Annotated in this window: 21 protein-coding genes; 10 read left to right on the plus strand and 11 right to left on the minus strand. The window is 76.0% G+C overall.

Features of this window, described 5'->3' with window-relative positions; all coding sequences use genetic code 11:
* Positions 1 to 53 precede the first annotated feature (53 nt).
* Positions 54 to 1,796, plus strand: a complete 1,743-nt coding sequence (locus ABWK59_RS29875; RefSeq protein WP_354643757.1) for a methyltransferase — start codon at positions 54 to 56, stop codon at positions 1,794 to 1,796.
* A 79-nt stretch (positions 1,797 to 1,875) separates the two neighbouring features.
* Here the strand turns inward: ABWK59_RS29875 and ABWK59_RS29880 are convergent, their stop codons facing one another.
* Genes ABWK59_RS29880 through ABWK59_RS29890 form a run of 3 tightly spaced genes read right to left on the minus strand, consistent with a single transcriptional unit; the run spans position 1,876 to position 2,977 of the window.
* Entirely contained in the window at positions 1,876 to 2,007 is a 132-nt protein-coding gene (locus tag ABWK59_RS29880; RefSeq protein WP_354643758.1) for a hypothetical protein, read from the minus strand.
* A gap of 20 nt (positions 2,008 to 2,027) precedes the next feature.
* Entirely contained in the window at positions 2,028 to 2,501 is a 474-nt protein-coding gene (locus ABWK59_RS29885; RefSeq protein ID WP_354643759.1) for an SgcJ/EcaC family oxidoreductase, read from the minus strand.
* 2 nt (positions 2,502 to 2,503) lie between these two features.
* Entirely contained in the window at positions 2,504 to 2,977 is a 474-nt protein-coding gene (locus ABWK59_RS29890) for an SgcJ/EcaC family oxidoreductase (RefSeq protein ID WP_354645154.1), read from the minus strand.
* A gap of 40 nt (positions 2,978 to 3,017) precedes the next feature.
* Here ABWK59_RS29890 and ABWK59_RS29895 point away from each other — a divergent pair, with 40 nt between their 5' ends.
* Positions 3,018 to 3,479, plus strand: coding sequence for a MarR family winged helix-turn-helix transcriptional regulator (locus tag ABWK59_RS29895; RefSeq protein ID WP_354643760.1), 462 nt, complete (start codon positions 3,018 to 3,020; stop codon positions 3,477 to 3,479).
* A 79-nt stretch (positions 3,480 to 3,558) separates the two neighbouring features.
* On the plus strand, positions 3,559 to 4,197 hold the full coding sequence (locus ABWK59_RS29900; protein ID WP_354643761.1) for an ATP-binding protein: 639 nt from the start codon (positions 3,559 to 3,561) through the stop codon (positions 4,195 to 4,197).
* Between the two features lie 5 nt (positions 4,198 to 4,202).
* Here the strand turns inward: ABWK59_RS29900 and ABWK59_RS29905 are convergent, their stop codons facing one another.
* Both ABWK59_RS29905 and ABWK59_RS29910 read right to left on the minus strand, forming a co-directional pair.
* Positions 4,203 to 5,165, minus strand: a complete 963-nt coding sequence (locus ABWK59_RS29905; protein WP_354643762.1) for a TIGR01777 family oxidoreductase — start codon at positions 5,163 to 5,165, stop codon at positions 4,203 to 4,205.
* A gap of 80 nt (positions 5,166 to 5,245) precedes the next feature.
* Positions 5,246 to 6,253: a magnesium and cobalt transport protein CorA gene (locus ABWK59_RS29910; protein ID WP_354643763.1), complete on the minus strand. Its 1,008-nt coding sequence runs from the start codon at positions 6,251 to 6,253 to the stop codon at positions 5,246 to 5,248.
* Between the two features lie 99 nt (positions 6,254 to 6,352).
* On the opposite strand from ABWK59_RS29910, the gene ABWK59_RS29915 reads away from it, so the two are divergent.
* Positions 6,353 to 6,688: a YnfA family protein gene (locus ABWK59_RS29915; protein WP_354643764.1), complete on the plus strand. Its 336-nt coding sequence runs from the start codon at positions 6,353 to 6,355 to the stop codon at positions 6,686 to 6,688.
* A gap of 36 nt (positions 6,689 to 6,724) precedes the next feature.
* On the opposite strand, the gene lysA is transcribed toward ABWK59_RS29915, so the two are convergent.
* Genes lysA through ABWK59_RS29930 form a run of 3 tightly spaced genes read right to left on the minus strand, consistent with a single transcriptional unit; the run spans position 6,725 to position 8,975 of the window.
* Positions 6,725 to 8,212 carry a diaminopimelate decarboxylase gene (lysA, locus tag ABWK59_RS29920; RefSeq protein ID WP_354643765.1) on the minus strand — a complete coding sequence of 496 codons (1,488 nt, stop codon included), beginning with the start codon at positions 8,210 to 8,212 and terminating at the stop codon, positions 6,725 to 6,727.
* Positions 8,209 to 8,601 (minus strand): hypothetical protein, encoded by a 393-nt coding sequence (locus ABWK59_RS29925; protein WP_354643766.1) that lies wholly within the window; start codon positions 8,599 to 8,601, stop codon positions 8,209 to 8,211. The genes lysA and ABWK59_RS29925 overlap by 4 nt, the downstream gene beginning before the upstream one ends.
* Positions 8,595 to 8,975: an SAV_915 family protein gene (locus ABWK59_RS29930; RefSeq protein WP_354643767.1), complete on the minus strand. Its 381-nt coding sequence runs from the start codon at positions 8,973 to 8,975 to the stop codon at positions 8,595 to 8,597. Before ABWK59_RS29930 ends, ABWK59_RS29925 begins: the two co-directional genes overlap by 7 nt.
* Before the next feature lie 455 nt (positions 8,976 to 9,430).
* Between ABWK59_RS29930 and ABWK59_RS29935 the strand changes: the two genes are divergently transcribed.
* Positions 9,431 to 10,303 carry a hypothetical protein gene (locus ABWK59_RS29935; RefSeq protein WP_354643768.1) on the plus strand — a complete coding sequence of 291 codons (873 nt, stop codon included), beginning with the start codon at positions 9,431 to 9,433 and terminating at the stop codon, positions 10,301 to 10,303.
* 37 nt (positions 10,304 to 10,340) lie between these two features.
* On the opposite strand, the gene ABWK59_RS29940 is transcribed toward ABWK59_RS29935, so the two are convergent.
* Positions 10,341 to 11,930, minus strand: a complete 1,590-nt coding sequence (locus ABWK59_RS29940; protein WP_354643769.1) for a protein kinase domain-containing protein — start codon at positions 11,928 to 11,930, stop codon at positions 10,341 to 10,343.
* Between the two features lie 675 nt (positions 11,931 to 12,605).
* On the opposite strand from ABWK59_RS29940, the gene ABWK59_RS29945 reads away from it, so the two are divergent.
* Together ABWK59_RS29945 and ABWK59_RS29950 are read left to right on the plus strand one after the other, a co-directional pair.
* Positions 12,606 to 16,532, plus strand: a complete 3,927-nt coding sequence (locus ABWK59_RS29945; RefSeq protein ID WP_354643770.1) for a Pls/PosA family non-ribosomal peptide synthetase — start codon at positions 12,606 to 12,608, stop codon at positions 16,530 to 16,532.
* A 62-nt stretch (positions 16,533 to 16,594) separates the two neighbouring features.
* On the plus strand, positions 16,595 to 17,947 hold the full coding sequence (locus tag ABWK59_RS29950; protein WP_354643771.1) for a M1 family metallopeptidase: 1,353 nt from the start codon (positions 16,595 to 16,597) through the stop codon (positions 17,945 to 17,947).
* 56 nt (positions 17,948 to 18,003) lie between these two features.
* Here ABWK59_RS29950 and ABWK59_RS29955 read toward each other — a convergent pair whose 3' ends face one another.
* The gene (locus ABWK59_RS29955) at positions 18,004 to 19,548 is read right to left on the minus strand and encodes an APC family permease (protein WP_354643772.1); all 1,545 of its coding nucleotides are present in this window, start codon (positions 19,546 to 19,548) and stop codon (positions 18,004 to 18,006) included.
* Between the two features lie 193 nt (positions 19,549 to 19,741).
* On the opposite strand from ABWK59_RS29955, the gene ABWK59_RS29960 reads away from it, so the two are divergent.
* On the plus strand, positions 19,742 to 20,632 hold the full coding sequence (locus ABWK59_RS29960) for an aminoglycoside phosphotransferase family protein (RefSeq protein WP_354643773.1): 891 nt from the start codon (positions 19,742 to 19,744) through the stop codon (positions 20,630 to 20,632).
* A gap of 21 nt (positions 20,633 to 20,653) precedes the next feature.
* Here ABWK59_RS29960 and ABWK59_RS29965 read toward each other — a convergent pair whose 3' ends face one another.
* Positions 20,654 to 22,276 (minus strand): PucR family transcriptional regulator, encoded by a 1,623-nt coding sequence (locus ABWK59_RS29965; protein ID WP_354643774.1) that lies wholly within the window; start codon positions 22,274 to 22,276, stop codon positions 20,654 to 20,656.
* 178 nt (positions 22,277 to 22,454) lie between these two features.
* On the opposite strand from ABWK59_RS29965, the gene ABWK59_RS29970 reads away from it, so the two are divergent.
* Positions 22,455 to 23,627, plus strand: coding sequence for an 8-amino-7-oxononanoate synthase (locus tag ABWK59_RS29970; RefSeq protein ID WP_354643775.1), 1,173 nt, complete (start codon positions 22,455 to 22,457; stop codon positions 23,625 to 23,627).
* A gap of 246 nt (positions 23,628 to 23,873) precedes the next feature.
* A complete protein-coding gene (locus tag ABWK59_RS29975; RefSeq protein ID WP_354643776.1) occupies positions 23,874 to 24,569 on the plus strand; it encodes a DUF4232 domain-containing protein in 696 nt (231 codons plus the stop codon).
* The last annotated feature ends 175 nt before the right edge of the window (positions 24,570 to 24,744 follow it).

The following is a 24,744-nucleotide window of genomic DNA, read 5'->3' on the forward strand; positions in this document are numbered from 1 at the left end:
CCTTGCACCGCACAGCCTCGTACCGCACACCCATGCCCTAACGGGGGTTCACCATGTCCACCGTCCACGCGCCCACGGCGGCGCCCACCGACCGGTGCGACCTCGACCGCATCGAGGACGCCGTCGCCTTCATCCGCACCCACGACACCGCCGGGGTGCTCGCCGCGCTGCTGCCCGGTCTCGACCCCGCCGAGCGGGCCGGCCTGGCCGCCCACAGCGCCTTCACCCACGCCGCCGTCCTGGTCTTCCCCGAGTCCGTCGCGGGCCTCCGCGAGGAGCTGCGGGCCGGCGGGCTCGACGTCGGCCCGGTCACCCCCAGCGTGGTGGTTCGCGACCGCCTCGCCCGCCGGTACGGCCGGCCCGCCGACACCCTGGACGTCGGCATCCTCCGTGCCCCGGTCACCGCCGCCGACGGGCGCCCCTGCGAGGTCGAGATCTTCGCTCTCGCCGTACCCGCCGGCGCCGGGCAGGACGCCGTCGTCGCCGCCGAGCGGGCCCGGCAGCACGAGGCCCACCTGGCCCTGGAGGTCACCCGCCCGGACGCCGTGGTCCTCGCCGGCCTGCGCGAGACCCTGCTCACCCGCGGCCGGATGACCGCCGACGGCGGCGGCCACAACGCCCACGAGGGCTCCACGGTCCTCTACTTCCGCTGCCCGGAGGACACCGGAACCCCGTACACCCGGCTGGAGCTGAACGCCCGGGGCGCGCACCCGGGCGTCCTCGGCCGGCACCTGGGGGAGGGCACCCCGGCCCAGTCCGCCGGCCGCGGCGGTCACGACGGCGCGGACGGGCACCGGGGACCGGCCGAGCGGCTGCTCCACCTGATGACCGGAGCCTGGGCCACCCAGGCCCTGGCCGTCGCCGCCGACCTCCGCCTCGCCGACCACCTCGCCGCCGAGCCCCGGCCCGACCTCGCCCGTCTCGCCGACCTCACCGGTACCCACCGGGAGAGCCTCGGCCGCCTGCTCCGCTACCTCGCCACCCTCGGCGTGGTCACCACCGCCGACCCGGCCGACGGCTACCTGCTGACCCCGATCGGTGAGCTGCTGCGTACGGATGCAGAATCCTCACTGCACCCGCTGGCCCTGATGTACGGCGGCCCGTTCTACCGGTCCTTCGGGGAGCTCGGGCACTCCGTCCGCACCGGACGGGAGGGCTTCGACCACCTCTTCGGGGCCCACCACTTCGAGTACTTCGCCGAACGCCCGGAACTGGCCGACCTGTTCGACCGGTCGATGGCCGCGAGCTCCGCGATGTTCGGCCCGATCCCCGGCCTGGTCGACCTCTCCGCCGTCCGGACGGTGGTGGACGTGGCCGGCGGCAACGGCGAACTGCTGAGCCGGATCCTGCGTGCCGCCCCGCACCTGGAGGGCGTCCTGCTGGAGCGGCCGCACGCGGTGGAGGCCGCACGGGCGACCATGGCCAAGGCGGGCTGCGCGGACCGCTGCCGGCTGGAGGCCGGCGACTTCACCCGTGCCGTCCCGGCCGGAGGCGACCTATACCTGCTGTCGCGGGTCCTGCACGACTGGGACGACGAGCAGTGCCTGGCGATCCTGCGGCGGATCGCCGCGGCGATGCCCGAGCACGCCGAACTGCTCGTCGTGGAGCGGCTGTTGCCCCAGGACGGGCAGGACTCGCTGGCGGTGCCCTGGGACGTCCACATGCTCTGCAACGTCGGCGGCCGCGAACGCACCTCCGCCCACTACGCCGACCTCCTCGCGACGGCCGGCCTCCGGCTCACCTCGCACACCGAACTCCCGCTCGACGCAGCACTCCTGCGGGTCCGGAAGGCCTGACCGGCCGCGCGCCCCCGGGGGCGTGGGGAGCCGCGCGCTGCGGGAGGCCGCAGGTTCCCGCGCCCCCGCAGGGCGGGCGTCAGGAGGTGGCCGTGAGCCACTGCTCGTAGGTGGGGCCGGCGAGGGTGGCGTGGGGGTGGGGGAGCAGCCCGCCGTTCTCGAAGAGGCGTCCGCGGATGTGACGGCGCAGCGCCGTCGCGCTCCGCCGCACGGTCTCCGCCGGCGGGTGGGTCACCGTGCGGCGGGCCGGGTGGCGGGCTGGAGGCGGAAGGAGACGGACTCCATCAGGCCGCGCCGCCGGGTCTTCTGGACGGCGGCGATCCGCCAGTCGCCGCCCGGGCGGCGGACGACCAGGTAGGTGGCGACCTTGTCGAGCTTTCCGGGCCGGCGGCCCTTGCCGACGCCGCCGCGGGTGACCACCACGGCGGTGTCGGACCCGTGGCGGCGGAGGTCCGTGATCTCCAGGTCGAGCCGGGTGCCCTGGAGGAAACCGTCGAACAGGGCCTGGTGGGCGCGTCCGATCTCGGGGCCGCCGCGGTACACGGTGCCGACGTAGGTGACGTCGGTGGCGTCCTCGGTGAACTGCTCGCCGTAGGCGGTGCCGTCGCCGGCGTTCCAGGCCTCCTGGGAGCGCCGCAGCAGGGCGCGGATGGCGGCGAGGTCGGCGTCGTCCCCGGTGGGGTGGGTGCGGGCGGTGGTGTTCATGGTCACTTCTCCGTCTCGGGCCGGGTCGCGGGGTCGTACAGGAAGGAGATGCGCTCCATCACGTTCTGACGCCGGGTGTTGTGGAACGCGGCGATGCGCCACTGCCGGTCCTCCTGGCGGACCAGCGTGGAGGACTGGGTCTTGGTCAGCTCGGCCGGATTCCTGGGCGTGCCGGTGTAGCTGTCGCCGCGACCGGTGACCACGGCGGTGTCGGGGCCGTGGAACCTGACGCCGAGGTAGGAGTCGGCGAGCGCGGTGTCCTTGAGGAAGTCGTGGAACAGGGCTCGGTGCGCCTCGGTGGTGTCCCGCCGGCCCTGTAGTGGGTGCCCAGGTAGGTGGTGGAGGTCCGGGCACAGTCGGTTTCGCCGAGGGTGCGCACGTCCGAGGTGGCGTCGAGCCAGACGTACCCGCCGACAGCCGCCGCGGCCGGTCCCCTCCCATGATAACTTCTTTGAAGAAGCTGCTGCGTCGAAGATTTCTCTTTGTTGAGGAAGAGGTTAGGGAGTGGAGGAGTTCGTGTCAACGCCAGGGATGCGCCCCGACGCGAGCCGGGTCTACCGGCGGTACCTGAGTGCGGTGATGCTGCACGGCCATGCCGGGGCGAAGGCCTGCGAGCTCGGCGCGACCGACCTGTACGCGCTCAACATCCTCGAACTCGCGGGTGCGATGACCCCCGGCGAGCTCGCCACCCGCACCGGGCTGACCACCGGCCCGACCACCCGCCTGATCGACCGGCTGGAGCAGGCCGGGTACGTGCGGCGCGCCCCCGTGCCCGGTGACCGGCGCAAGGTCGTCGTCGAGCCGGTCGGCCGGCCCGCCGGGCTCGACGAGGTGATGGCCCCCGCCCGCCGCCGGATCGGCGAGATCATGGGCGGCTACTCCCCAGAGCAACTCGACGTGCTGTTCGACTACTTCGCCCGGGCCACCGTCGCCTACCAGGAGGCCGCCGAGGAATTCCGCACGCCCGGGGAGGGGTGAGGCCACCGGAGGATCCATCCGTCACCGTGCGCCCACCGTAAGGCTGTTGGCCGGCCCGGCCCTGCGGGATACTTCGTGCATGGACGGAACGAGGGCTGCCTGGGTCAACACCACCCACGACTGGGCCACGGCCGTGGACGCGGAGCACCTCGCCGCGATCCGCCGGGCGCCGGCCGAGTTCGCCCCCGGCGGGCCGGAGCACCTCCTCCTGGAGGTGGTGGCGTACGCGGCGGACGAGGCGGCGAGCCAGGGCGGGGGACGGTGCGTCGTCACCCTGTACGCCGACGGCTCGGTGGCGGTGGAGGATGACGGCCGGGGCACCGACACGCGCCTCGACGAGCACGGCCGGGCGGTCAGGAAGCCGGTCATGGCCTCCAAGGACCTGCGGTTCTTCGATCACCCGGGGGCGGATGCGCTGCCGGACGGGCACCCCCGCCGGGGCGTGTCCGTCGTCGCGGCGCTCAGCGCGTGGCTGATCCACACCAACCGCCGCCGCAACGGCGCCTGGACCCAGCGCTACGAGCACGGGATCCCGGTGACCGGCCTCGACCCGGTGGAGGCGGACGGTGCCACCGGGACGCGGGTGCACTTCCTCCCGGACGGCTCGCTGTCCGCCCGGCAGCCGCTGGACGCGGACCGGTGGAGCCGGTGGGCGGCCCACTGGCCCGTCCTGGATCTCCGCCTCGACGACCGCCGAACCGGGACCGACCGCCGGTAGCAGCCTCAGCGGCCGGCGTGGCCCGTACGGTCGGCGCGGATGGTGCGGACCAGGTCGGCCGCGGCCTCCGGCCAGCTCGGGTGGGTGAAGGCGAAGCCCTCGGCGAGCAGGCGGCCCGGGGTGACCCGGCGGCTCTTGAGCAGCAGTTCGGTGTCCGACCGCAGCGCGAAGGCGCCGATCTCCGCCATCCACCGGGTGGCGGGCAGCCCGATCGGGATGCCCCAGGCGGTCCGGACCCCGCGCATGAACTCCCGGTAGGTGACCGGGTGGGGCGCGGCGAGGTTCACCGGCCCGGCGACGTCCTCGCGGGCGATCAGGAACTCCACCGCCCTGACCAGGTCGGTGTCGTGGATCCAGGAGACGTACTGCCCACCGCCGGCGACCGGTCCGCCGAGGCCGAGGCGGGCCAGCCGCAGCAGCATCTCGAAGGCGCCGCCGCGTTCGGGGCTCATCACCATCGAGGTGCGCAGGGCGACCTTGCGGGTGCCGGGGGTGGCGGCCTGCCGCTGGGTGCGCTCCCAGGCCTTGGCGATCTCCACGCTGGTGGACCAGTATGCGGGGACGCCCGGTTCGGTGCCGCCGATCCGGCCGGTGGCCTCGTCGTTGGGGGCGTCGAAGCGGTGGGCGTACACGGTGGCGGTGCTCATCTGCAGCCAGAGCCGGGGCGGCCGGGCCGCGGCGGCGATTGCCTCGCCGACCACCCGGGTGGACTCCACACGGGAGTCCATCATCTCGCGCAGGTTGGCCGGGGTGTAGCGGCAGTCGACGGTCCGGCCGGCCAGGTTGATCATCACGTCGCTGCCGTCCACGGCCTCGGCCCAGTCGCCGAGGGTCCGGCCGTCCCACCGGAGTTCACCGGGCCGGGTCGGCCGGCGGGTGAGGACGGTGACCTCGTGGCCGGCGTCGGTCAGGGCACGGTTCAGGATGACGCCGAGGTGTCCGGTGCCGCCCGGGATGACGATTCTCATGGCTCCCCCATCGGTCGGGACGAGCCTAACAGTAGATATGAACGTGTTCAAAACCGCGGGCGGAGACCCCTCGGGTGCCCTCAGAGCCAGTCGTTGCGGCGGAACGCCCGGACCACGAGGGCTCCGATCCCCACCGACAGCAGCAGCGCCGCCGGATAGCCGAAGGCCAGGCGCAGCTCCGGCATCACGTCGAAGTTCATCCCGTACAGGCAGAACACGATGGTGGGCACCGCGAGCGCCGCGGCGCCGACGCTCATCCGGCGCATGTCGGCGTTCTGCTGGACGGTCAGCCGGCTGACGCTCGCCGCCAGGATCCCGGTGACCAGCTCGTCGAAGGCGGCCAGCCGCTCGACGGCCAGCGCGTGCCGGTGCAGGACCTCCCGCAGGTACGGCGCCAGCTCGGCGGGCAGGTCCGGCAGGGTGCCGTCGGTCAGTCGGCGCAGCGGGGAGCCCAGCGGCAGCACGGCCCGCCGGAACTCCAGCAGTTCGCGTTTCAGCTGGTAGAACCGCTGGGCGTCGTCGGTCCGCTCGGGGGAGAACACGGCGCTCTCCAGCTCCTCCACGTCCCGGTCGAAGGCGTCGGCGACCGCCAGGTGACCGGCCACCACGGCGTGGGCCACCGCGTGCAGCACGGCCGCCGGGCCGAGGGCGAGCCGGTCCGGCGCCGCCTCCAGCTCCCGCCGTACCGCGGCCGGCGGGCAGCCGGCCCCGCCCTGCTGCGCCACCAGGGCGAACCCGGGGCCGGTGAACACCGTCACCTGCCCGGTCTCCACGATCTCGCCGGTCGCCGTCACCCGCTTGTGCGGCACGTACGAGACCGTCTTGAGGACCAGGACCACGGTCTCACCGAAGCGTTCGAGGCCGGGGCGGAGGTGGACCCGCAGGGCGTGGTCCACGGCCCGCGGGTCGGCCCCGCAGGCCGCCGCGGCCTCGGCGAGGCCGTCCGGGGTGGCCCGGTCGAGCCCGACCCACACGAAGCGGTCCGGTCGCCCGGCCTCCGGCACCGCCGGCCCGGCGAGGTCCACCGTGCCGGGCAGCCGCTCGCCCCGCTCGTACCGCGCGCAGTCCACCGCCGGCTGCGAACCCACCTGCCACCGCCCTTCGGAGCCCGGATCGACGTCGGCTCGACATCGGGCACGACGGGCCAACCTACCCGGCCCCCCGGCCGCCGGATAGGCTGCCCTGCCGTGACCGTGCTCCGCTCCGCCGCCCTGTTCGCCGTCGCGGCCCTGTTCGAGATCGGGGGCGCCTGGCTGGTCTGGCAGGGGGTGCGCGAGCACCGCGGGTGGGCCTGGATCGGCGCCGGGGTGGTCGCCCTCGGGCTGTACGGCTTCGTGGCCACCCTGCAGAGCGACGCCGAGTTCGGGCGGATCCTGGCCGCGTACGGCGGGGTGTTCGTCGCCGGATCGCTCGCCTGGGGCATGGCGGTGGACGGCTACCGGCCCGACCGGGCGGACGTGATCGGCGCGCTGATCTGCCTCGCCGGCGTCGGCGTGATCATGTACGCCCCGCGCGGCCGCTGACCGGCCGTCGGACCCGCACCCCGGGCGTTTGGTGGCTCAGCGGCCGACCTCGCGGGCCCGGAAGTCCTCCACCGTCTCCCGCCGGATCAGCAGCCGGGCCCGTCCGTCCCGGACCGCCGCCACCGCCGGACGCCCCACCAGGTTGTACCCGGAGGCCATCGACAGCTGGTACGCCCCGGCCGTCGGCACCGCGAGCAGGTCGCCCGCCCGCAGGTCCGCGGGCAGCCGGGCCCCGCGCACCAGCACGTCGCCCGCCTCACAGTGCCGCCCGACCACGTCGACCGCCCGCGCCGCGGACTCGGACACCCGCCCGACCAGCCGGACCGCGTACCGGGCGCCATACAGCGCCGGGCGCGGGTTGTCGCTCATCCCGCCGTCCACCGCCGCGTACACCCGGCCGTCCGAGGAGCGCTTGACCGACAGCACCCGGTAGACCGCGATCCCCGCCGGGGCGGCGATCGCCCGGCCCGGCTCCACCAGCAGCCGCGGCACCGGCAGTCCGTGCCGCGCGCAGGCGGCGGCCAGCGCGGCCGGCACCCGGGAGGCGAACTCAGCCAGGTCCAGCTCCGGACCGCCGGGGAGGTAGCAGACGCCGTGGCCGCCGCCGAGGTCCAGTTCGGACAGCTCCACGCCGTGCCGGTCCCGGACCCGGGCCATCAGGCCGACCAGCCGCTCCACCGCGGCCAGGTACGGCTCCACCTCGGTGATCTGCGAGCCGAGGTGGCAGTGCAGGCCCGCCAGCCGCAGGCCCGGCTGCGCCAGCACGGCGTCCACCGCCTCCTCCGCGTCGCCGCCGGCGAGCCGGAAGCCGAACTTCTGCCCGGCCACTCCGGTCCGGACCGACTCGTGGTGCCCGGCCCGCACCTCCGGCACCACCCGGACCAGCACGGGCTGCGGGCTGCGGGCGATGGAGAGAGCCGCCAGCCGGGGGATCTCGGAGAAGCTGTCGACCACGATCCGGCCCACCCGCAGCCGCAGAGCCAGCCGCAGTTCCTCGGTGCTCTTGGCGTTGCCGTGCAGCAGCAGCCGTTCGGGCGGGAAGCCGGCCTCCACGGCCAGCCGCAGCTCGCCGGCGGAGCAGACGTCCATGCCCAGGCCCTCCTCGCCGACCCAGTCCGCCATCGCACTGGAGAGGAACGCCTTGGCCGCGTACAGCACCTCGGCGCCGGGCAGCGCCGCCCGGTACGTCCGGGCCCGCGCGCGTACCTCGTCCTCGTCCAGCACGTACAGCGGCGTGCCGAACCGGTCCGCGGCCTCCGCCAGGCCGACCCCGCCGACCAGCAGCTCGCCGTGCCGGTCCACCCGGGCCGAGGCCGGCCACGGGCGACCCACCGGGCCCCCGCCGTCCCGGGACGGCGGGACGGCGGGGGCGTCCGGGATGACCGGCACGGACGGGACGGCCGGTCGCGCGGGGGTGACCGGCGCGGGCGGGGCGATCGGCGCGGTCGGTGCGGTCGGTGCGGCGGTGCCCGGGCGGGCGGCGGGGGCGAGGTCTGCGGTGGACGTGCTGATCTGCGTGGTCATGGCCTGCAGCTCCAGACGGTGGCGGCGGGATCGGTGTCGGCGGCACGGGTCAGCGAGCGCAGGACGAGTTCGACCTGCACCCGGGCGGCTCCGGTACGGAGCAACTCGGCAGTGATCAGACGGAGTTCATCGGGTCCGGTACAGGCGAGCCGGAGCTCCAGGTCCACCTCGCCGGCCAGCGCCAGGCCGCTGCGGACGGCCGGGAACCGGGCGGCGAGCCGGTGGAAGTCGAGCGGTCCCGGTCCGCACCGGATCCGCATCAGGGCGTGGAAGTCCCGCTCGGCGGTGGGGGCAGGGGCGGACGGTGCCGGAGCCGCGGCCGGACGGGGAACGGTGACGGTCCGGATGGCCGGGACGCACCCGCCGGCGAGGGCGGGCGGGGTCAGCACGGGCGTCGCAGCACGGCGACGGGTCGGACCGGCGGCGCGGGGCGGGACCGCGGCACGGCGCCGCGGCTGCCCGGGGGCGCGGCGGGGACGGCCGGTGCGGCCTGCGGGGCGACCAGCGCCGGGTCGAACACCAGCAGGCGGACGCCGAGGGGTTCGGCCAGCCCGCGCAGCGCGGGTTCGGTGAGCGTCACCGAGGCCTGGGCGGGGCCGAGCAGGGCGGTGAGGACCTCGGCCGAGCCGAAGCCGACGGCGCAGCGGCGGCCGTCGCCGCGGCGGAAGAAGCGGAGGACGGCGGCCGTGCCGGTCCGGCGGACCGGGACGTACCAGAGGGTATGGCAGGGGGAGTCCGCGGAGGTGCTGTCGTCGCGTGCCATGGGCCGGTGCTCCTGAACGAGGGAGGGTCCTGCCGGGTCCGGGTCGACCCGGGCGGGAAGAGCACTCCCGACGCTAGGCCCGGATCGCCGCCGACCCGCGGCTCCTGACGCGACGTTGACACAACCACTGGCCCTCCTGACAGCCCGTTGACGCCTGGTCACCCGTTCGGCCGAAATCCAGTGCCGAAACCCGTCGAACCCGTCGAACCCGGCGCCTGTGCCGCCGGCGCGTACGGGGGAGCGCGCGACCCCCTGCGCGACCGGTCGTCCACCATCCACCCAACGATCCGAACGGGTGTCCGGGGCTCGGCGACTGGCACTCTACTGCGCATCACCGGACGTACCGGGCAATGACCACGGCGTGTTCCGGCGCGTCGGACCGGCCGCCCGCAGCGGCCGCCGGGCTGCCGTACGCTCGGGCGGGACAGCGGGGATCCGAACGGCGGGGGGCGGGGATGAGCGGAGCTGAGGGGGAGGATCCGGCGAACGGTGCCGAGCTGGTCCTGCATCACGTCCCGGTGCTGCCGGCGGGCGTGCTGGAGGGCCGAAGCCTGGTCGGGGTGCGCGTCGCCGACGGATCCCGGCCGGAGCCCGGCGCGCTGCTGCGGTTCCGGACCTCGCTGCCCTGCCGGATCCTCTCGGTACGCCGGATCGAGCCCGCGCAGGACGTCCCGCCGGCCGCCGTCGGCCCGCGGCTCCAGGAGTACCCGCTGGCGGTCCCGCACCAGGCCGACGGCCGGCCGGCGTACGAGGTCCGGTGGGTCGTGGAGGCCGTGGACGACCGGATCGGCGCGGCCGGTGAGGAGATGCTGCTCTCCCGCCTGGAGCTGACCGGACCGGGCCGGCCCGGCGAGGACCGTCGGATCGTCGCCCGGGGGCTGCTGGCCGTCGCCTGGACGGAACCCTACGACCCGGTGCCGCACCTCCCGCTGCTCTCCACCCTCGACCCGGGCCGCCCGCTGCCGGACCCCCTCGCGGCCGCCGTCGCCGCCCTGGTCCGTGCCGACGCGGCGAGCCTGCCGAGCTGCCCACGCTGTGCCCCGCGCTGGGAGGCGGAGTTGCTGACCTGTGCCGAGCGGCTCTGGGACACCGCCGACCGGTACGGCGACGCCGGCATCGCCCGCGCGCTGGCCCGCTGGATCCCCACCACCGACGGCCGCGACCTGGTCCGGCCGTGCGGGCGGTGCTCGCCCATCCCTCCTCATACCAGCCCCGCCCTCGAGGCGGAGTGGGAAGCCGCCGCACAGGACGCCCGCCGGCGGGCGGACGCCACCCACCGGCGCCTCGCCGAACGCCGCGGTCGCGCCGGGTCATCCAGCGCCGGGTGAGCCGGCGGCGGGTGACCCGGCGGTCGGCCGGAACCCTTCACTCGTGCGTGAGTTCGGCGTCCACCCAGCCCTCCTGGGAGACCGCGAGCCTGCCCTCGGGCGTGAGCCTGAACGTCATCGCCTGGGGAATGCCCTGCTCGGAGCAGCTCCCGCCGTTGCCCATCTCCGCCACCACGAGGGTGTCGGCGGCGGCCGAGAGCAGCTTGTTGACGGACGGGCAGGTGCGGCCCTCCGACTCGAGGGTGGTGCTGGACCGGCCCACCAGGTCCCCGACCTTCCCCGCGGACAGCTTGATCCGGTAGATCCACACGTGCGACGGGGCGTCGCCGTCCTTGAGGACCCGGCCCTCCCAGGTCCCGAGGAACCCGACGGGCAGGTCCCCGGCCATGGACGGCGTGGGGGAGGGGGTGGGCGTGGGTGTCGGGGTCTGCGTCGGGGAGGGTGTGGCCTGCGGCGAGACGGGGGGTACGGGCGCCGCCCCCTGCTCGGCGTCGCCGTCGGTGCCCCGGCCGAGCCAGAGCACCAGACCCGCCGTCACCGCGACGGCCACCGCCACGGCCACGCCCGCCGCCCAGCGGACCCGCCGACGCGCGGCGGCCGGTGCGGCCGGGGCCGGCGGGGTGAGTTCCACCAGCGGCCCGGGAGTGCCGGGGGCCGAGCCCGAGGCGGTCGGGGACGGTACGACGGCCTCCGGGCGGCCGCCCGCGGCCGGCGAGGTGGGGGTGGGGGTGGGGACGGCGTCGGCCGGCGCGCGGTCGGCCTGCTCGTCCGAAGGCTCCGGCGTCGGGTCGGGGGCGTCGGAGTCGAGGCTCAGCAGTTCTACCGCGATCCGGGCCACGGATTCGGCGACCACCGGGGGCAGCCACCCCCGCACCCCCAGGCGGACCGTTCCGCCCTCGCCGGCCGCCAGCCGCTCACGCAGCTCGGCGGGGGTCGGGCGGTCCGCCGGATCCTTGGCGAGGCAGTCCTCGACGACCGCCCGGAGCGCGGGAGCGACCGGCCCCAGGTCGGGCTGCTCGTGCAGGACGCGGTAGAGCAGCACCGCCGCGCTGACGCCCTCGCCGAACGGCGCCACCCCGGTCGCCGCGTACGCGAGCACGGCGCCGAGGGAGAACACGTCACCGGGCGGCCCGGCCGGCTGCCCCTGCGCCTGCTCGGGGGACATGAACCCGGGTGAGCCCACCACGTACCCGGCCTGGGTGAGGACGGTGGCGGCGTCCAGCGCGCGGGCGATGCCGAAGTCGATCAGGCGTGGACCGTCGATGGCCAGCAGGACGTTGGACGGCTTGATGTCCCGGTGGACCAGCCCCTGGCCGTGCACGTGCTCCAGGGCCTCGGCGAGGCCGAGCCCCAGGGCGCGGACCACCGGGACGGGCAGCGGGCCGTGCTCGCGCACGGCGGCGCCGAGTGGCGGACCCGCGACGTAGCCGGTGGCGACCCACGGCTGCTCGCCGTCGGTGTCCGCGTCGAGCACCGGCGCCGTCCACTGGCCGCCGACCCGGCGGGCGGCGGCCACCTCCTGGCGGAACCGGGAGCGGAACTCCGGGTCGGCGGCGAACTCTCCGCGCACCAGCTTCACCGCGACCGTCCGCCCGCCCGGGTTGCGGCCCAGGTAGACCTCGCCCATCCCACCCGCACCCAACCGCCGGAGCAGCCGGTACCCACCCACCCGTCTCGGGTCCCCCGGCAACAGCGCCTCCACCGTCCCAGCCCCCAGCCCCTCGCCCACACCGATCCGTCCGGAGCCGACCGTACCGGCACGGAGGGACGGTTGACGCCCGGTCAGTCGGATCGCCGGCGGGAGGCCAGGGGCGTGGGGGAGCTGCGTGCGGAGAGTTCGCCGCCGGTACGGCGGGCCCGGTCGCGTTCGGTGCGGCGACGCGCCGGCGGCCGGTGGTACCGGAGGGGCCTCGGCAGGACCCGGACCACCGGTTCCGTGGTCCGGGCGGGTGGCGCGAGTAGGCTGGGCCGGAGTGCCCCCGGGGCCGCCCGGCGGACGCCGTCGAGGAGGATCGGGCCCCGCGGAGGGCGCTGCCCGCGCGGATCGCCCTCACCGTCCGCATGCGACCCAAGACGGTCGGTGATCGCGGAAAGCTCCAGGTGGGAGCCGGAATGGAGGCCCGGCCGGCCCGAGTGCGTGGTCCGTTCGGGGGAACGCGGCCAGGCGGAAGCGCGGACGTCCGCATCCCACCTGACCTAGTGTCATACCGTCTGACGTTCGGTTACCGCCCGGAGCGGTGGCGCCCCGGCGACGGGGGCCGCCCGACGGGCGGGGGAGAGGGACGAGGGGTGCAGCGCTGACATGACGCAGGCTTCCGCACCACAGGACGGGCTCCGCGCACCGGAGGCCCCGGAGCGACCGCCCGTACCGGGCACACCCCCGGGCGTCCCCGAGCGCGTCCCGCCCGCCCGGTACGCGGCCGGCCCCGCCGCGGCCCCGCGCACCCTGCTGGACGTCCTGGACGCCACCGTCCGCGCCCATCCGCACGAGCCCGCCCTGGACGACGGCACGACCACCCTCAGCTACCGCGCGCTGGCCGCCGAGGTGGAGTCCGTCCGCCGCCGGCTGGCCGCCTCCGGGGTCGAGCCCGGCGACCGGGTGGGCGTCCGGGTGCCCTCGGGCACCAACGACCTGTACGTGTGCGTGCTCGCGGTGCTCGCCGCCGGCGCCGCCTACGTCCCGGTGGACGCCGACGACCCCGAGGAGCGGGCCGACCTGGTGTTCACCGAGGCCGCGGTGGCCGCCGTGCTGGGCGAGGGCCGGGCCCTGACGGTGCGGACCGCGCGCAGCGTCCGGCGGCCGGTCCGCCCGACCCCCGCCGAGGACGCGTGGATCATCTTCACCTCCGGCTCCACCGGCCGGCCCAAGGGCGTGGCCGTCACCCACCGCAGTGCCGCCGCCTTCGTCGACGCCGAGGCGGCGCTGTTCCTGCGGGAGGACCCGGTCGGCCCGGGGGACCGGGTGATGGCCGGGCTCTCGGTCGGCTTCGACGCCTCCTGCGAGGAGATGTGGCTGGCGTGGCGGCACGGCGCCTGCCTGGTGCCGGTGCCGCGCGCACGGGTCCGCGGCGGCGCGGAGCTCGGTCCGTGGCTGGCCGAGCAGGAGATCACCGTGGTCTCCACCGTCCCCACGCTGGCCGCGCTCTGGCCCGCCGAGGCGCTGAACGAGGTCCGGCTGCTGATCTTCGGCGGTGAGGCGTGCCCGCCCGAGCTGGCGCAGCGCCTGGTCACCGAGGGCCGCGAGGTGTGGAACACGTACGGCCCGACCGAGGCCACCGTGGTCGCCTGCGCCGCCCAGCTCACCGCCGACGGCCCGGTCAGGATCGGTCTCCCGCTGGACGGCTGGGAGCTCGCCGTGGTGGACGAGGCCGACCGGCCGGTGCCGCTCGGAGGCAGCGGGCAGCTGGTCATCGGCGGCGTCGGCCTGGCCCGCTACCTGGACGCGGCCAAGGACGCCGAGAAGTACGCCCCGCTGGAGTCGCTCGGCTGGGCGCGCGCCTACCGCAGCGGGGACCTGGTCCGCGCCGACCCCGAGGGCCTGGTGTTCCTCGGCCGCGCCGACGAGCAGGTCAAGCTCGGCGGCCGCCGGATCGAACTCGGCGAGGTGGACGCGGCCCTCCAGGCGCTGCCCGGGGTGGCCGGCGCGGCCGCCGCCGTGCGGACCGCCAAGGGCGGCAACCAGCTGCTGGTCGGCTACCTGGTCACCCGGGACGGCTTCGACCAGGCCGAGGCCGTCGCCCGGCTCAAGAAGGAGCTGCCCGCGGCCCTGGTGCCGCTGCTCGCCCCCGTGGACGCCCTGCCCACCCGGACGTCCGGCAAGGTCGACCGGGCGGCCCTGCCCTGGCCGCTGCCCGGCGCCGCCACCGCCGGCCCGGCCGCCGACCTGTACGGCACCGAGGCGTGGCTGGCCGAGCAGTGGACCGAGATCCTCGGCATCCCGGTGAGCGGCCCGCAGGACGACTTCTTCGCCATCGGCGGCGGCAGCCTGGCCGCCGCCCGTCTCGCCACCCTGCTGCGCGCCCGCTACCCCGCGGCCGCCGTCCTGGACGTCTACCAGCACCCCACCCTGCGCAAGCTCGCCCGCCACCTGGAACGGTCCGCCCGCGGCGACGGCGCCGCCCGTACCGTCCGGCCGGTCCCCACCGGCGCCCGGCTGGTCCAGCTGCTCCTGCTGCTGCCCCTGGCCACCGTGGTCGGCCTGCGCTGGACGGTCACCCTGTTCACCCTCGGCAACCTGCTCGCCCTGCTCGGCGACTACCCGTGGGCCCCCACCGCCTCCTGGTGGGCGGTCGGCGCCGGCGCCCTGCTGATGTTCAGCCCGCCCGGCCGGATCGCCCTCTCGGCCGGCGGCGCCCGGCTGCTGCTGCGCGGCCTGCGACCGGGCAGCCACCCGCGCGGCGGCTCCGTCCACCTGCGGCTGTGGACCGCCGAACGGCTCGCCGAGCTCAGCGGCGCCACCTCGCTCTCCGGCGCCTGGCTGGTCCGGTACGGGCGGGCGCTGGGCGCCAGGATCGGCCGGGAGGTCGACCTGCACTCGCTGCCCCCGGTGACCGGGATGCTCAAACTGGGCCGCGGCTGCGCGGTCGAGGCCGAGGTGGACCTGGCCGGCCACTGGCTGGACGGCGACCGGCTGGAGATCGGCCCGGTCCGGGTCGGCTCCGGTGCCCTGGTCGGCACCCGCAGCATCCTGCTGCCCGGCGCCCGGGTGGGCAAGCACGCCCAGGTCGCCCCCGGCTCCGGGGTGACCGGCCAGGTGCCCACCGGGCAGCGCTGGGGCGGCGCCCCCGCCGTGAAGCTCGGCCGGGCCGAGCGGGACTGGCCCAAGCAGCGCCCCCGCCGCCGCGCCCGCTGGGCGGCCCTGTACGGCGCCGGCGGCTTCGGGGTGAGCGTCCTGCCGGTGCTGCCCGCCCTCGCCGCGCTGGCCGTGGCCGGCCGGTTCGTCCACCCCGGCGACGGCCTCGGGCCGGCGCTGCGGGGCGCGCTGCTCGCCTCCGCCCCCGCCACCCTGGTGTTCGGCGCGGTGTACGCGGCCGAGCTGGTGGTCGCCGTCCGGCTGCTCAGCCTCGGCCTGCGCCCCGGCTGCCACCCGCTGCACGGCCGGACCGCCTGGCAGGCGTGGACGGTCAGCCAGCTGATGGACCAGGCCAGGCAGACCCTCTTCCCGCTCTACGCCGGCCTGATCACCCCGGTCTGGCTGCGCGCCCTCGGCATGCGGGTCGGCAGCCGGGCGGAGGTCTCCACGGTGCTCGCCCTGCCCAGCCTGACCACCGTCCGGGACGGCGCCTTCCTCGCCGACGACACCCTGATCGCCCCGTACGAGCTGGGCGGCGGCTGGCTGCGCCTGGGCGAGGCCGAGATCGGCGAGCGGGCCTTCCTCGGCAACTCCGGGATGACCGGGGCCGGCCGGGCGGTCCCCGACCGCGGCCTGGTCGGGGTGCTCTCCGCCGCGCCGAAGAAGGCCAAGAAGGGCAGCTCCTACCTGGGCATGCCCCCGGTCCGGCTGCCCCGCTCCGCGGACAGCGCCGACCTGGGCCTCACCTACGAGCCGCCGGCCCGGCTGCTGTTGGCCCGCGGCCTGGTGGAGACCGGCCGGCTGCTGCCGCCTCTCGCCTCCGCCGCGCTCGGGGTGCTCGCCCTCGGCGCGCTCTGCGCGCTGGCCGCGGCCGACGGCCCGCTGCTCGCCGCCGCCCTGTCCGGCGCGGTCCTGCTCGGCTGCGGCCTGGCCGCCTGCCTGGTGGCGGTCGCCGCCAAGTGGCTGCTGGTCGGCCGGTTCAGGGTGGCCGAGCACCCGCTGTGGAGCGGCTTCGTCTGGCGCGACGAACTCGCCGACACCTTCGTGGAGACCCTCGCCGTGCCCTGGCTGATCGGCTGGGTGCCCGGCACCCCGGTGCTCAACCTGTGGCTGCGCTCGCTGGGCGCCGGGGTCGGCCGCGGCGTCTGGTGCGAGACGTACTGGCTGCCCGAGGCCGACCTGGTCACCCTCGGCGACGGGGTGAGCGTCAACCGGGGCTGCGTGGTGCAGACCCACCTCTTCCACGATCGGATCATGCGGATGGATACTGTGATCATCCGCGAGGGCGCCACCCTCGGCCCGGGCGGGATCGTCCTCCCCGGCAGTACCGTCGGTGCCCGCACCACCCTCGGCCCGGCGTCGCTGGTGATGCGCGCGGAGTCCGTCCCGGACGACACCCGGTGGCTGGGCAACCCCATCGAGGCCTGGCAGTCCTAGCGGCGGCCCGGCCGGGAGGAACGCGGGCCGCGGACCGCTGAGCGCAGGGAGCGACAAGACCGGTGAGTCCCAAGCAGGCGACGCCCCCCGCGGCGGACCGCTACTTCCCGACCCACGGCGACCACCGCTACCGGGTGCACCGGTACGAACTCGTCCTGGACTACCGGCCCGGCCCCAACCGGCTCGGCGGCACCGCGCGGCTGGTCTGCGTGGCCGGCTCCGCGCCGCTGCCCGAGTTCGCCCTCGACCTCGCCGAGTTCCGGATCGGCCGGGTCCTGGTCGACGGCCGCCCCGGGCACTACACCCTGCGCGCCGGCAAGCTGCGGATCCGCCCGGCCAAGGCCCTGGCCGCCGGCGCCGCGTTCACCGTCGAGGTGCAGTACACCGGCAACCCCCGCCCGGTCCGCAGCCAGTGGGGCGGCCTGGGCTGGGAGGAGCTGACCGACGGCGCCCTGGTCGCCAGCCAGCCGATCGGCGCGCCCTCCTGGTACCCGTGCAACGACCGGCCCTCCGACAAGGCCTCCTACCTGCTCTCGATCACCGCCCCCTCGCCGTACACCGTGATCGCCAACGGGCGGCTGCTCACCCGGACCACCCGGGCCTCCAGCACCACCTGGGTGTACGAGCAGGCCGCGCCGACCTCCAGCTACCTGGTGACGGTCTCCGTCGGCCACTACGAGACCGTCCGGCTGGTCGAGTCCAACCCGGCGCCGGTCCCGTTCCGGCCGGTGCCGCAGACCGCCTACCTGCCGGCCCGGCTGCTGCCCGAGTTCACCGCCGACTTCGGGCGGCAGACCCGGATGATGCACTACTTCGAGTCGCTGTTCGGCCCGTACCCGTTCGGCGAGTACGCGGTGGTGATCACCGACGAGGAGCTGGACGTGCCCGTGGAGGCCCAGGGCATGGCCACCTTCGGCACCAACCACCTCGGCGGCACCCGCGGCTCCGAGCGGCTGGTCGCCCACGAGCTGGCCCACCAGTGGTTCGGCAACAGCGTCTCGATCGCCGACTGGCGGCACATCTGGCTCAACGAGGGCTTCGCCAAGTACGCCGAGTGGCTGTGGTCCGAGCACGCCGGCGGCCGGACGGCAACCGCCCACGCCAAGGCCGCGCACACCCTGCTCGCCGGGCTCCCGCAGGACCTCCGGCTCGGCGACCCCGGCAAGAAGCTGATGTTCGACGACCGGCTCTACCAGCGCGGCGGGCTGGTGATGCACGCGCTGCGCTGCGTCCTGGGCGAGGAGCCGTTCTTCCGGATGGTGAAGGAGTGGGCGGCCGTGCACCGGCACGGCGTGGTCACCGCCGCCGACTTCACCGCCCACGCCGCCCGGTACACCGCCCGGCCGCTGGAGCCGCTGTTCGACGCCTGGCTGTCGGACACCGCGCTGCCGCCGCTGCCGGTCGCCGCCGACTGACCCCGGGCGGCGTCCGGCCCGCGGGGTTCAGACCGCCCTTCAATCGCCGGTCGGTCTCAGTCCTCGGCGATCAGCGACGGGGTGTCGTGCCGCAGCGTCCCGCCGCGGAAGTACGCCGGGGCGCGCCGCTCCCAGACCACCATCAGCACCACGCCCAGCACCAGCAGCCCGACCGCGATCAGGAACACCGCGCCGACCCCGAACAGCGAGGTGCCGGAGCCGTAGTCCGGGTCCCAGGTGTCCACCGCCGTCTTCACGAACACCGCGGTGAGCAGCACCGCGCCGACCGTCGGCAGCAGCCCCTTGAAGACGAAGTCCCGGACGCCGAGGGTGAGTTCCTTGCGGAAGTACCAGACGCAGGCGTACGAGGTCAGCCCGTAGTAGAAGCAGATCATCAGCCCGAGGGCGTAGATGGTGTCCACCAGCACGTGCTCGCTGATCAGCGTCATCAGCGAGTAGAACAGCGCCGTCCCCACCCCGGCGACCACGGTGGCGAAGGACGGGCTGCGGAACCGCGGGTGCACCGCGGCGAACCGCGCCGGGACCGCCCGGTAGGTGCCCATCGCCAGCATCGTCCGGGCCGGCGGCAGGAAGGTGGTCTGCAGGCTGGAGGCCGAACTGGCCAGCACCGCGACGTACAGCAGCAGCGCCGCCCCGCCCAGCACCGGGTCGGCCAGCGCCGCGAACACGTTGTCCGTGGTCTCCGGGTTGCCCAGGCCGAAGTCCGTGGCGCCCACCCCGGCGAACCGCTGGGCGGCGACCGCCACCAGCAGGTACGTGGTCAGGACGACCAGCATGGTCAGCAGCGCCGCCCGCCCCGGGACCTTGTCGCTGCCCACGGTCTCCTCGTTCACCGTCAGCGAGGTGTCCCACCCCCAGTAGATGAACAGCGACAGCGACAGCCCGGCCGTGAACGCCGCGAAGGACTCCACCGCGAACGGGTCCAGCCACTGCCAGTCGAACGGCTCCGCCAGCACCGACCCCCCGTCGGCCGCCTTCCACAGCGCCGTCACCGTGAACACCGCCAGCACCACCAGCTGCACGCCCACCAGGACGTACTGCACCTCCTTGGTCAGCGTCACCCCCCGGTACGCCACCCAGGTCGCGGCCGCCACGAATACCACGCAGGTGAGCACGTTGACGGCCCGGTTGTGGCTCATCGCCGCCAGGTCGGGATCGTCGAAGATCCGGCCCAGCAGCAGGTAGAAGAACGAGACGGCCACCCCCGCCAGGTTGGACAGCACGATGATCGTGGCGACCACCAGGCCCCAGTCGCACATCCAGCCCGTCCGCGGCCCGAACGCCTTCGCCGTCCAGGTGAACGAGGTCCCGCAGTCCGGCATCACCCGGTTCAGCTCCCGGTAGGCGTACGCCACCAGGAACATCGGCAGGAACCCCGCCAGGAACACCGCCGGCATCTGCAGCCCGACCTCCGCCACGGTCGGGCCGAGGGTCGCGGTCAGCGCGTACGCCGGGGCCACCGAGGAGACGCTGAGCACCACGCTCGACAGCAGCCCGACCGCGCCGGGCCGCAGACCCTTCTCCTGCAGGTCCTCCTCGGCGAGGTGGTCGTGGTGGTGGTGGGTTTCGCTGTGCTGCACCGGAGCCTCCCAGGCAGCGATGATCGCCCGCCCGGCCCCGGGCCGTCCGCGAAGCCGCGCGGGCAGGCCCCGGCATCACCCGTCTGCCCGCCCGCGCCGCCCAGGCCTTGCGGGCCCGAAAACGGGTTGACCCGCCGACGCGGCCCGGGGTTCGATCACCGGCGGTGTCCGGCAGGGGAGAGGGGACGTACGGATGGGTCTGCACGCCGGTGAGCCGGAGGTGGACGCCGCCCTGGTGCGGCGGTTGCTGCGCGGCCGGTTCCCGCACTGGGCGGAGCGGGACCTCGTCACGGTCGGCTCCGCGGGCACCTCCAACCAGATGTACCGGCTCGGCCCGGACCTGGTGGTCAGGCTCCCCCGGACCGAGGGCGCCGCCCGGGACATCGCCGCCGAGCACCACTGGCTGCCCCGGCTCGCTCCGGCGCTGCCCGTCGCCGTCCCCGAGCCGGTCGGCCTGGGCGAGCCCGCCGAGGGCTTCCCCTGGGCCTGGTCCGTCTACCGCTGGCTCCCCGGGCGCACCGCCACCCCGGACGCCATCGCCGAGCCGGACCGCCTCGCCCGCGACCTGGGCGCCTTCCTCACCGTCCTGCGGGGCACCGACCCGGCCGGCGCCCCGCCCTCCTTCCGCAGCGAACCCCTCACCGCCCGCGACCCCGGCACCCGCGAGAACCTCGCCGACGTGGCCGCCGCCGGCGACCTCGGCACCCCCGCGGACCTCCGCCGGGCCCACGCCGTCTGGGAGGCCGCCCTGGCCGCCGACCCCTGGCCCGGGCCGCCCGTCTGGCTGCACGCCGACCTCCAGCCCGGCAACCTGCTGCTCCACGAGGGCCGGCTGTCCGCCGTCATCGACTTCGGCTGCTTCGGCCTCGGCGACCCGGCCGTCGACCTGATCGCCGCCTGGTACGTGCTGCCCGCCGCCTCCCGCGCCCTGTTCCGCACCAGCGCCGGCGCGGACGACGCCACCTGGGCCCGCGCCCGCGGCTGGACCCTGTCCATCGCCCTCGCCGAACTCCGCTACTACCGCCGCACCCGCCCGGACATGACCGCCACGGCCCGCCGCACGATCGCCGCCCTGCTGGGCTAGGCCGTACGCAACCGGTCGAGGTCAGGGGCCCTGCTGGGCGTCGTGGGCGAGGAGGGCCACGTAGAGGGAGGTGAGCTGTTCCAGGTCGTCCAGGTCGACGCCGAGGAGGGCCTCGATGCTCTGCAGGCGCCGGTACAGGGCCGGCCGGCTGACGTGCTGCTCCTGGGCGGCCAGGGACTTGTTGCGGCCGGTCCGCAGGTAGGTGCGGAGCACGTCCAGCAGGTCGTGGCGGCCGAGCAGCGGGCCCAACTCCCGTTCGACGAAGCCCTGGAGCTCGGGCTCGTCCCGCAGCAGCCGGACCAGCCCGCGCAGCCGGACGTCCCGCAGACGGGCCACCTTGCCGGGCGGGGGCGGGCCGGCCAGTGCCGCGTCCGCGACGTGCACCGCCTCCACGAACGAGCGCCGCACCTCGTCCAGCACCCCGCAGCCGAACCCGGCGGCGACCACCGCCCGGCCCGCGCCCCGGGCGGACGTCCGCTCGTGCAGCCGGGCGGCCAGCCGGGCCACCTCCTCGTCCGCGTCCAGCTCGGACGGCAGGCTGAGCAGGACGGCCGTCGCCTCCCCGGGCCCGATCCTGGCGACCAGGCCGGCCAGCGCCGCCTCGGCCAGCGCCCGTTCGACCAGCTCCCGCAGCCCGCCGGCCGCGCCGCCCGGGCCGGTCTCGGCCTCGCCGCCCGTCTCGCCGCAGCAGCGCACCACCACCGGGACGAAGGTCCGCCGGTTCGCGGGCAGTCCGGCCGCCCGGATCCGGGGGAGCAACTGCTCCGGCCGGACCGTGCCCGAGGCGAGGTCGGTGAGCAGCGCCTCGGCGGCCTGGTCCTCCCAGCCGCGTTCCCGGTCGCCCAGCAGCCGGTGCACCGCCAGCGCCTCCGCGGCCCGCCGGCCGAGCGCCACCCCGGTGTCGGCGGTACCCGGATGGCCGAACAGCACCAGGTATCCCCACTGCCGGCCGCGCGCCTCCAGCCGGGCCACCACCCAGCCGTCCGCGCCGAGCGCCACCGGCCCGTTCCCGCGCAGCGCCGCGACCTGGCGGGACACCCGCTCCCAGTCGCGCAGCAGATCGCCCACCGCCTCCTGCGGCCCGCCGGCGGCCAGCACCCGGTGCGCCAGGTTCACCACCACCGCCGGGCAGCCCGCGAAGGCGGCGACCTCGTCCAGCAGCCGCTGCAGCGGCACCCCGGAGAGGTTGAGCGCGGAGAGCGCCGACCCCATCCGGTCCAGCAGGTCCAGGGCCGCGTACCGGCCGTGCAGCAGCCGGGCCTGCACCTCCTCGGTCAGCCGGGCGAACGGCGCCGGCCGGTGCAGGACGACCAGCGGCACCCCGCAGCGCTCCGCCGCCCGCCGCATCGGCCCCGGCGTGGTCCCGAACGCCCGTCCCAGGCCGAGGAACACGGCTGCCGCGTCGGCCCGCCGCATCGACTCCACGTACTCGACCTGCGCCGCCTCGTCGCCCGCCAGCAGCACCCCGGTGGTCAGGACGATCTCGCCGCCGCTGAGCATCACCGCCACGTCCCGCGCCTCGGCCACGTGCAGCCAGCGCACCGGCCGGTCCAGCCGCCCCCGGCCCGCCACCACCTCGGCGTCCCAGGGGGCCACCAGGTCGAGCTCCAACACCTTCCGCACGGTCAGGCGGCCGTCGTCCACCCACGCTCCCTCCGCCGGGCGCGGGGACGCACCGGGCCCCGCCCGGACCCGCCGGACACCCCCCGCGCGGCGGCCGCGCCGAACGCGCCGATCGGGGGAGTCTACGCGCTCGCACCCCGGGGGAGTGTGCCTCGACGCACATTGCCGCCGCCCTGCGGCGGATGACAGAGTGCCGTCCATGGTCCAGTCACCCGCGCCCGCCCTCGCCCCCGCCACCGTCTTCGACTGGCTCGACGAGGCCGCCGAACTCCGGGCCGAGGCCGGGCTGACCCGGACCCTGCGCAGCCGTCCCGCGGACGACCCGGTCGTGGACCTGGCCAGCAACGACTACCTCGGGCTGGTCCACCACCCGGCCGTCACCCGGGCCGCCGCCGACGCCGCACTCCGCTGGGGCGGCGGCTCCACCGGCTCCCGCCTGGTCACCGGCACCACCGAGCTGCACACCGAACTGGAGCGGGAACTCGCCGAGTTCACCGGCTTCGAGGCCGCCCTGGTGTTCTCCTCCGGGTACGCCGCCAACCTCGCCGCCCTGACCGCGCTCACCGACCCGGACACGCTGATCGTCTCCGACGCGTACAACCACGCCTCGCTGATCGACGGCTGCCGGCTCTCCCGCAGCGACGTCCACCGCGCCCCGCACGCCGACCCGGACGCCGTCGCCGACGTCCTCCGCACCCGCACCCACCGGCGGGCCCTGGTGGTCAGCGACACCGTCTTCTCCGTCGACGGCAACGCCGCCCCGCTGACCGGGCTCTCCGCCGCCGCCCGCGCCCACGGCGCCGCCCTCCTCGTCGACGACGCCCACGGTCTCGGCGTCCTCGGCCCCGGCGGTGCCGGCGCTCCCGCGGCCGCCGGCCTGGCCGGCGAGCCCGACGTGGTCGCCACCGTCACCCTCTCCAAGTCCCTCGGCTCCCAGGGCGGAGCCGTCCTCGGTCCCCGACGGGTCATCAGACACCTGACCGAGACCGCCCGCACCTTCATCTTCGACACCGGCCTCGCCCCCGCCGCCGTCGGCGCCGCCCTCGGCGCCCTGCGCCTGCTCCGGGCCGAACCGCACCGTGCCGACCGCGCCCGCGAGGTCGCCCGCACCCTCGCCGCCCGGCTCACCGCCGCCGGCCTGCACGCCTCCACCCCCGACGCCGCCGTGGTCTCCGTCCGCACCCCCGGCCCCGAGGCCGCAGTCCGCTGGGCCGCGGACTGCCGCACCGCCGGCCTCGCCGTCGGCTGCTTCCGCCCCCCGTCCGTCCCGGACGGCATCTCCCGCCTCCGCCTCACCGCCCGCGGCGACCTGACCGACCAGCAGATCACCCACGCCGTCGACATCATCACCGCCACCGCCCCGACCCCCTGACGGACGCGGGAATCCCCCGGACCGCTACCGGCTAACCCCGCGCAACCGGCAACCCCTTAGGGCAACCGGGCAACCACTCAGGGGCGCCGACTGCGGAGAGCCGTCCCGGGGTATGTGGGCGAATTTCCGGGATTCGTCACCGCCGTGTCACACCGTCGGGAGGCCGGAACCGCCACCGGCGCGGCCGTGTGTACGTGGGCGAGCGCCGACGCCGATCGGCACCTACCACTCCAATCGGGGGGCGTCATGTCGTACGGAACGAGTGCCCGCAGAGTCGCGGCGACGATGGTCGCGGTGGCCGCGGCCGCGCTGCTGGCCACCGCCTGCGAGCCGGGCGGCGGTTCCGCCGGGGCGGCGTCGGCGCCGTCGGCCGCGGCCACCGGTGCGCCGAGTGCCGCGGCGTCCGCGGCCTCCGCGCCCACCAGGGGCGGTGCCCCGGCCGCGAGCGCGAGTGCGACGGCCGCCGGCAAGGGGGCCGAGGCCTCGGGCGGTGCGGCGGCCGCCTGCACCGGGACGGAGCTGAAGGTGTCCGCCCGCCAGGCGGCCGAGCGTCCCCAGGGGACGGGGCTCGGCGCCGCGGTCGTCACCGTCACCAACAGCTCCGGACACCCCTGCACCGTGCAGGGCTTCCCGACGGTGGCCGGCGCCGGCAACGGCTCGCCGGACAAGAACGTGCCGCTCACGGTGACCCACAGCGGCTCCGCCGCCCCGGTCAAGCTGGCGCCGGGCGGCAAGGCGTACGCCAAGCTGACCTTCGTCCAGGTGCAGGGCGAGGCCGACGGCTACTGCGTCTCCGGCGCCACCCCGGTCGCCTACCCGAGCGTGGTCCTGGGCCTGCCGGGCGGCGCCGGTTCCCACCAGGTCGGCCTGGCGGACGGGCTGTTCGCCGAGTGCGACAACAAGGTGACCACCACCGCGCTGCTCGCCACCAGCCCGGCCTGACCGTCCCGAGCGCGCCCCCGGCCACCACCCGGCGGCCACCAACCCCGGGGCGCGCTCCGCCCGTTCCCGCCCCGGTGCGGCCGCCGCCAGCGGCTGCGGCCATGTGGCAAACCGCCTTTGCGGCAAGGGAATTGGGTTGGTCCACACCATGTTCGCCGCCGGCACGCCCGCACTA

This window comes from Kitasatospora sp. HUAS MG31 (genome assembly GCF_040571325.1).
Lineage (GTDB): Bacteria > Actinomycetota > Actinomycetes > Streptomycetales > Streptomycetaceae > Kitasatospora > Kitasatospora camelliae.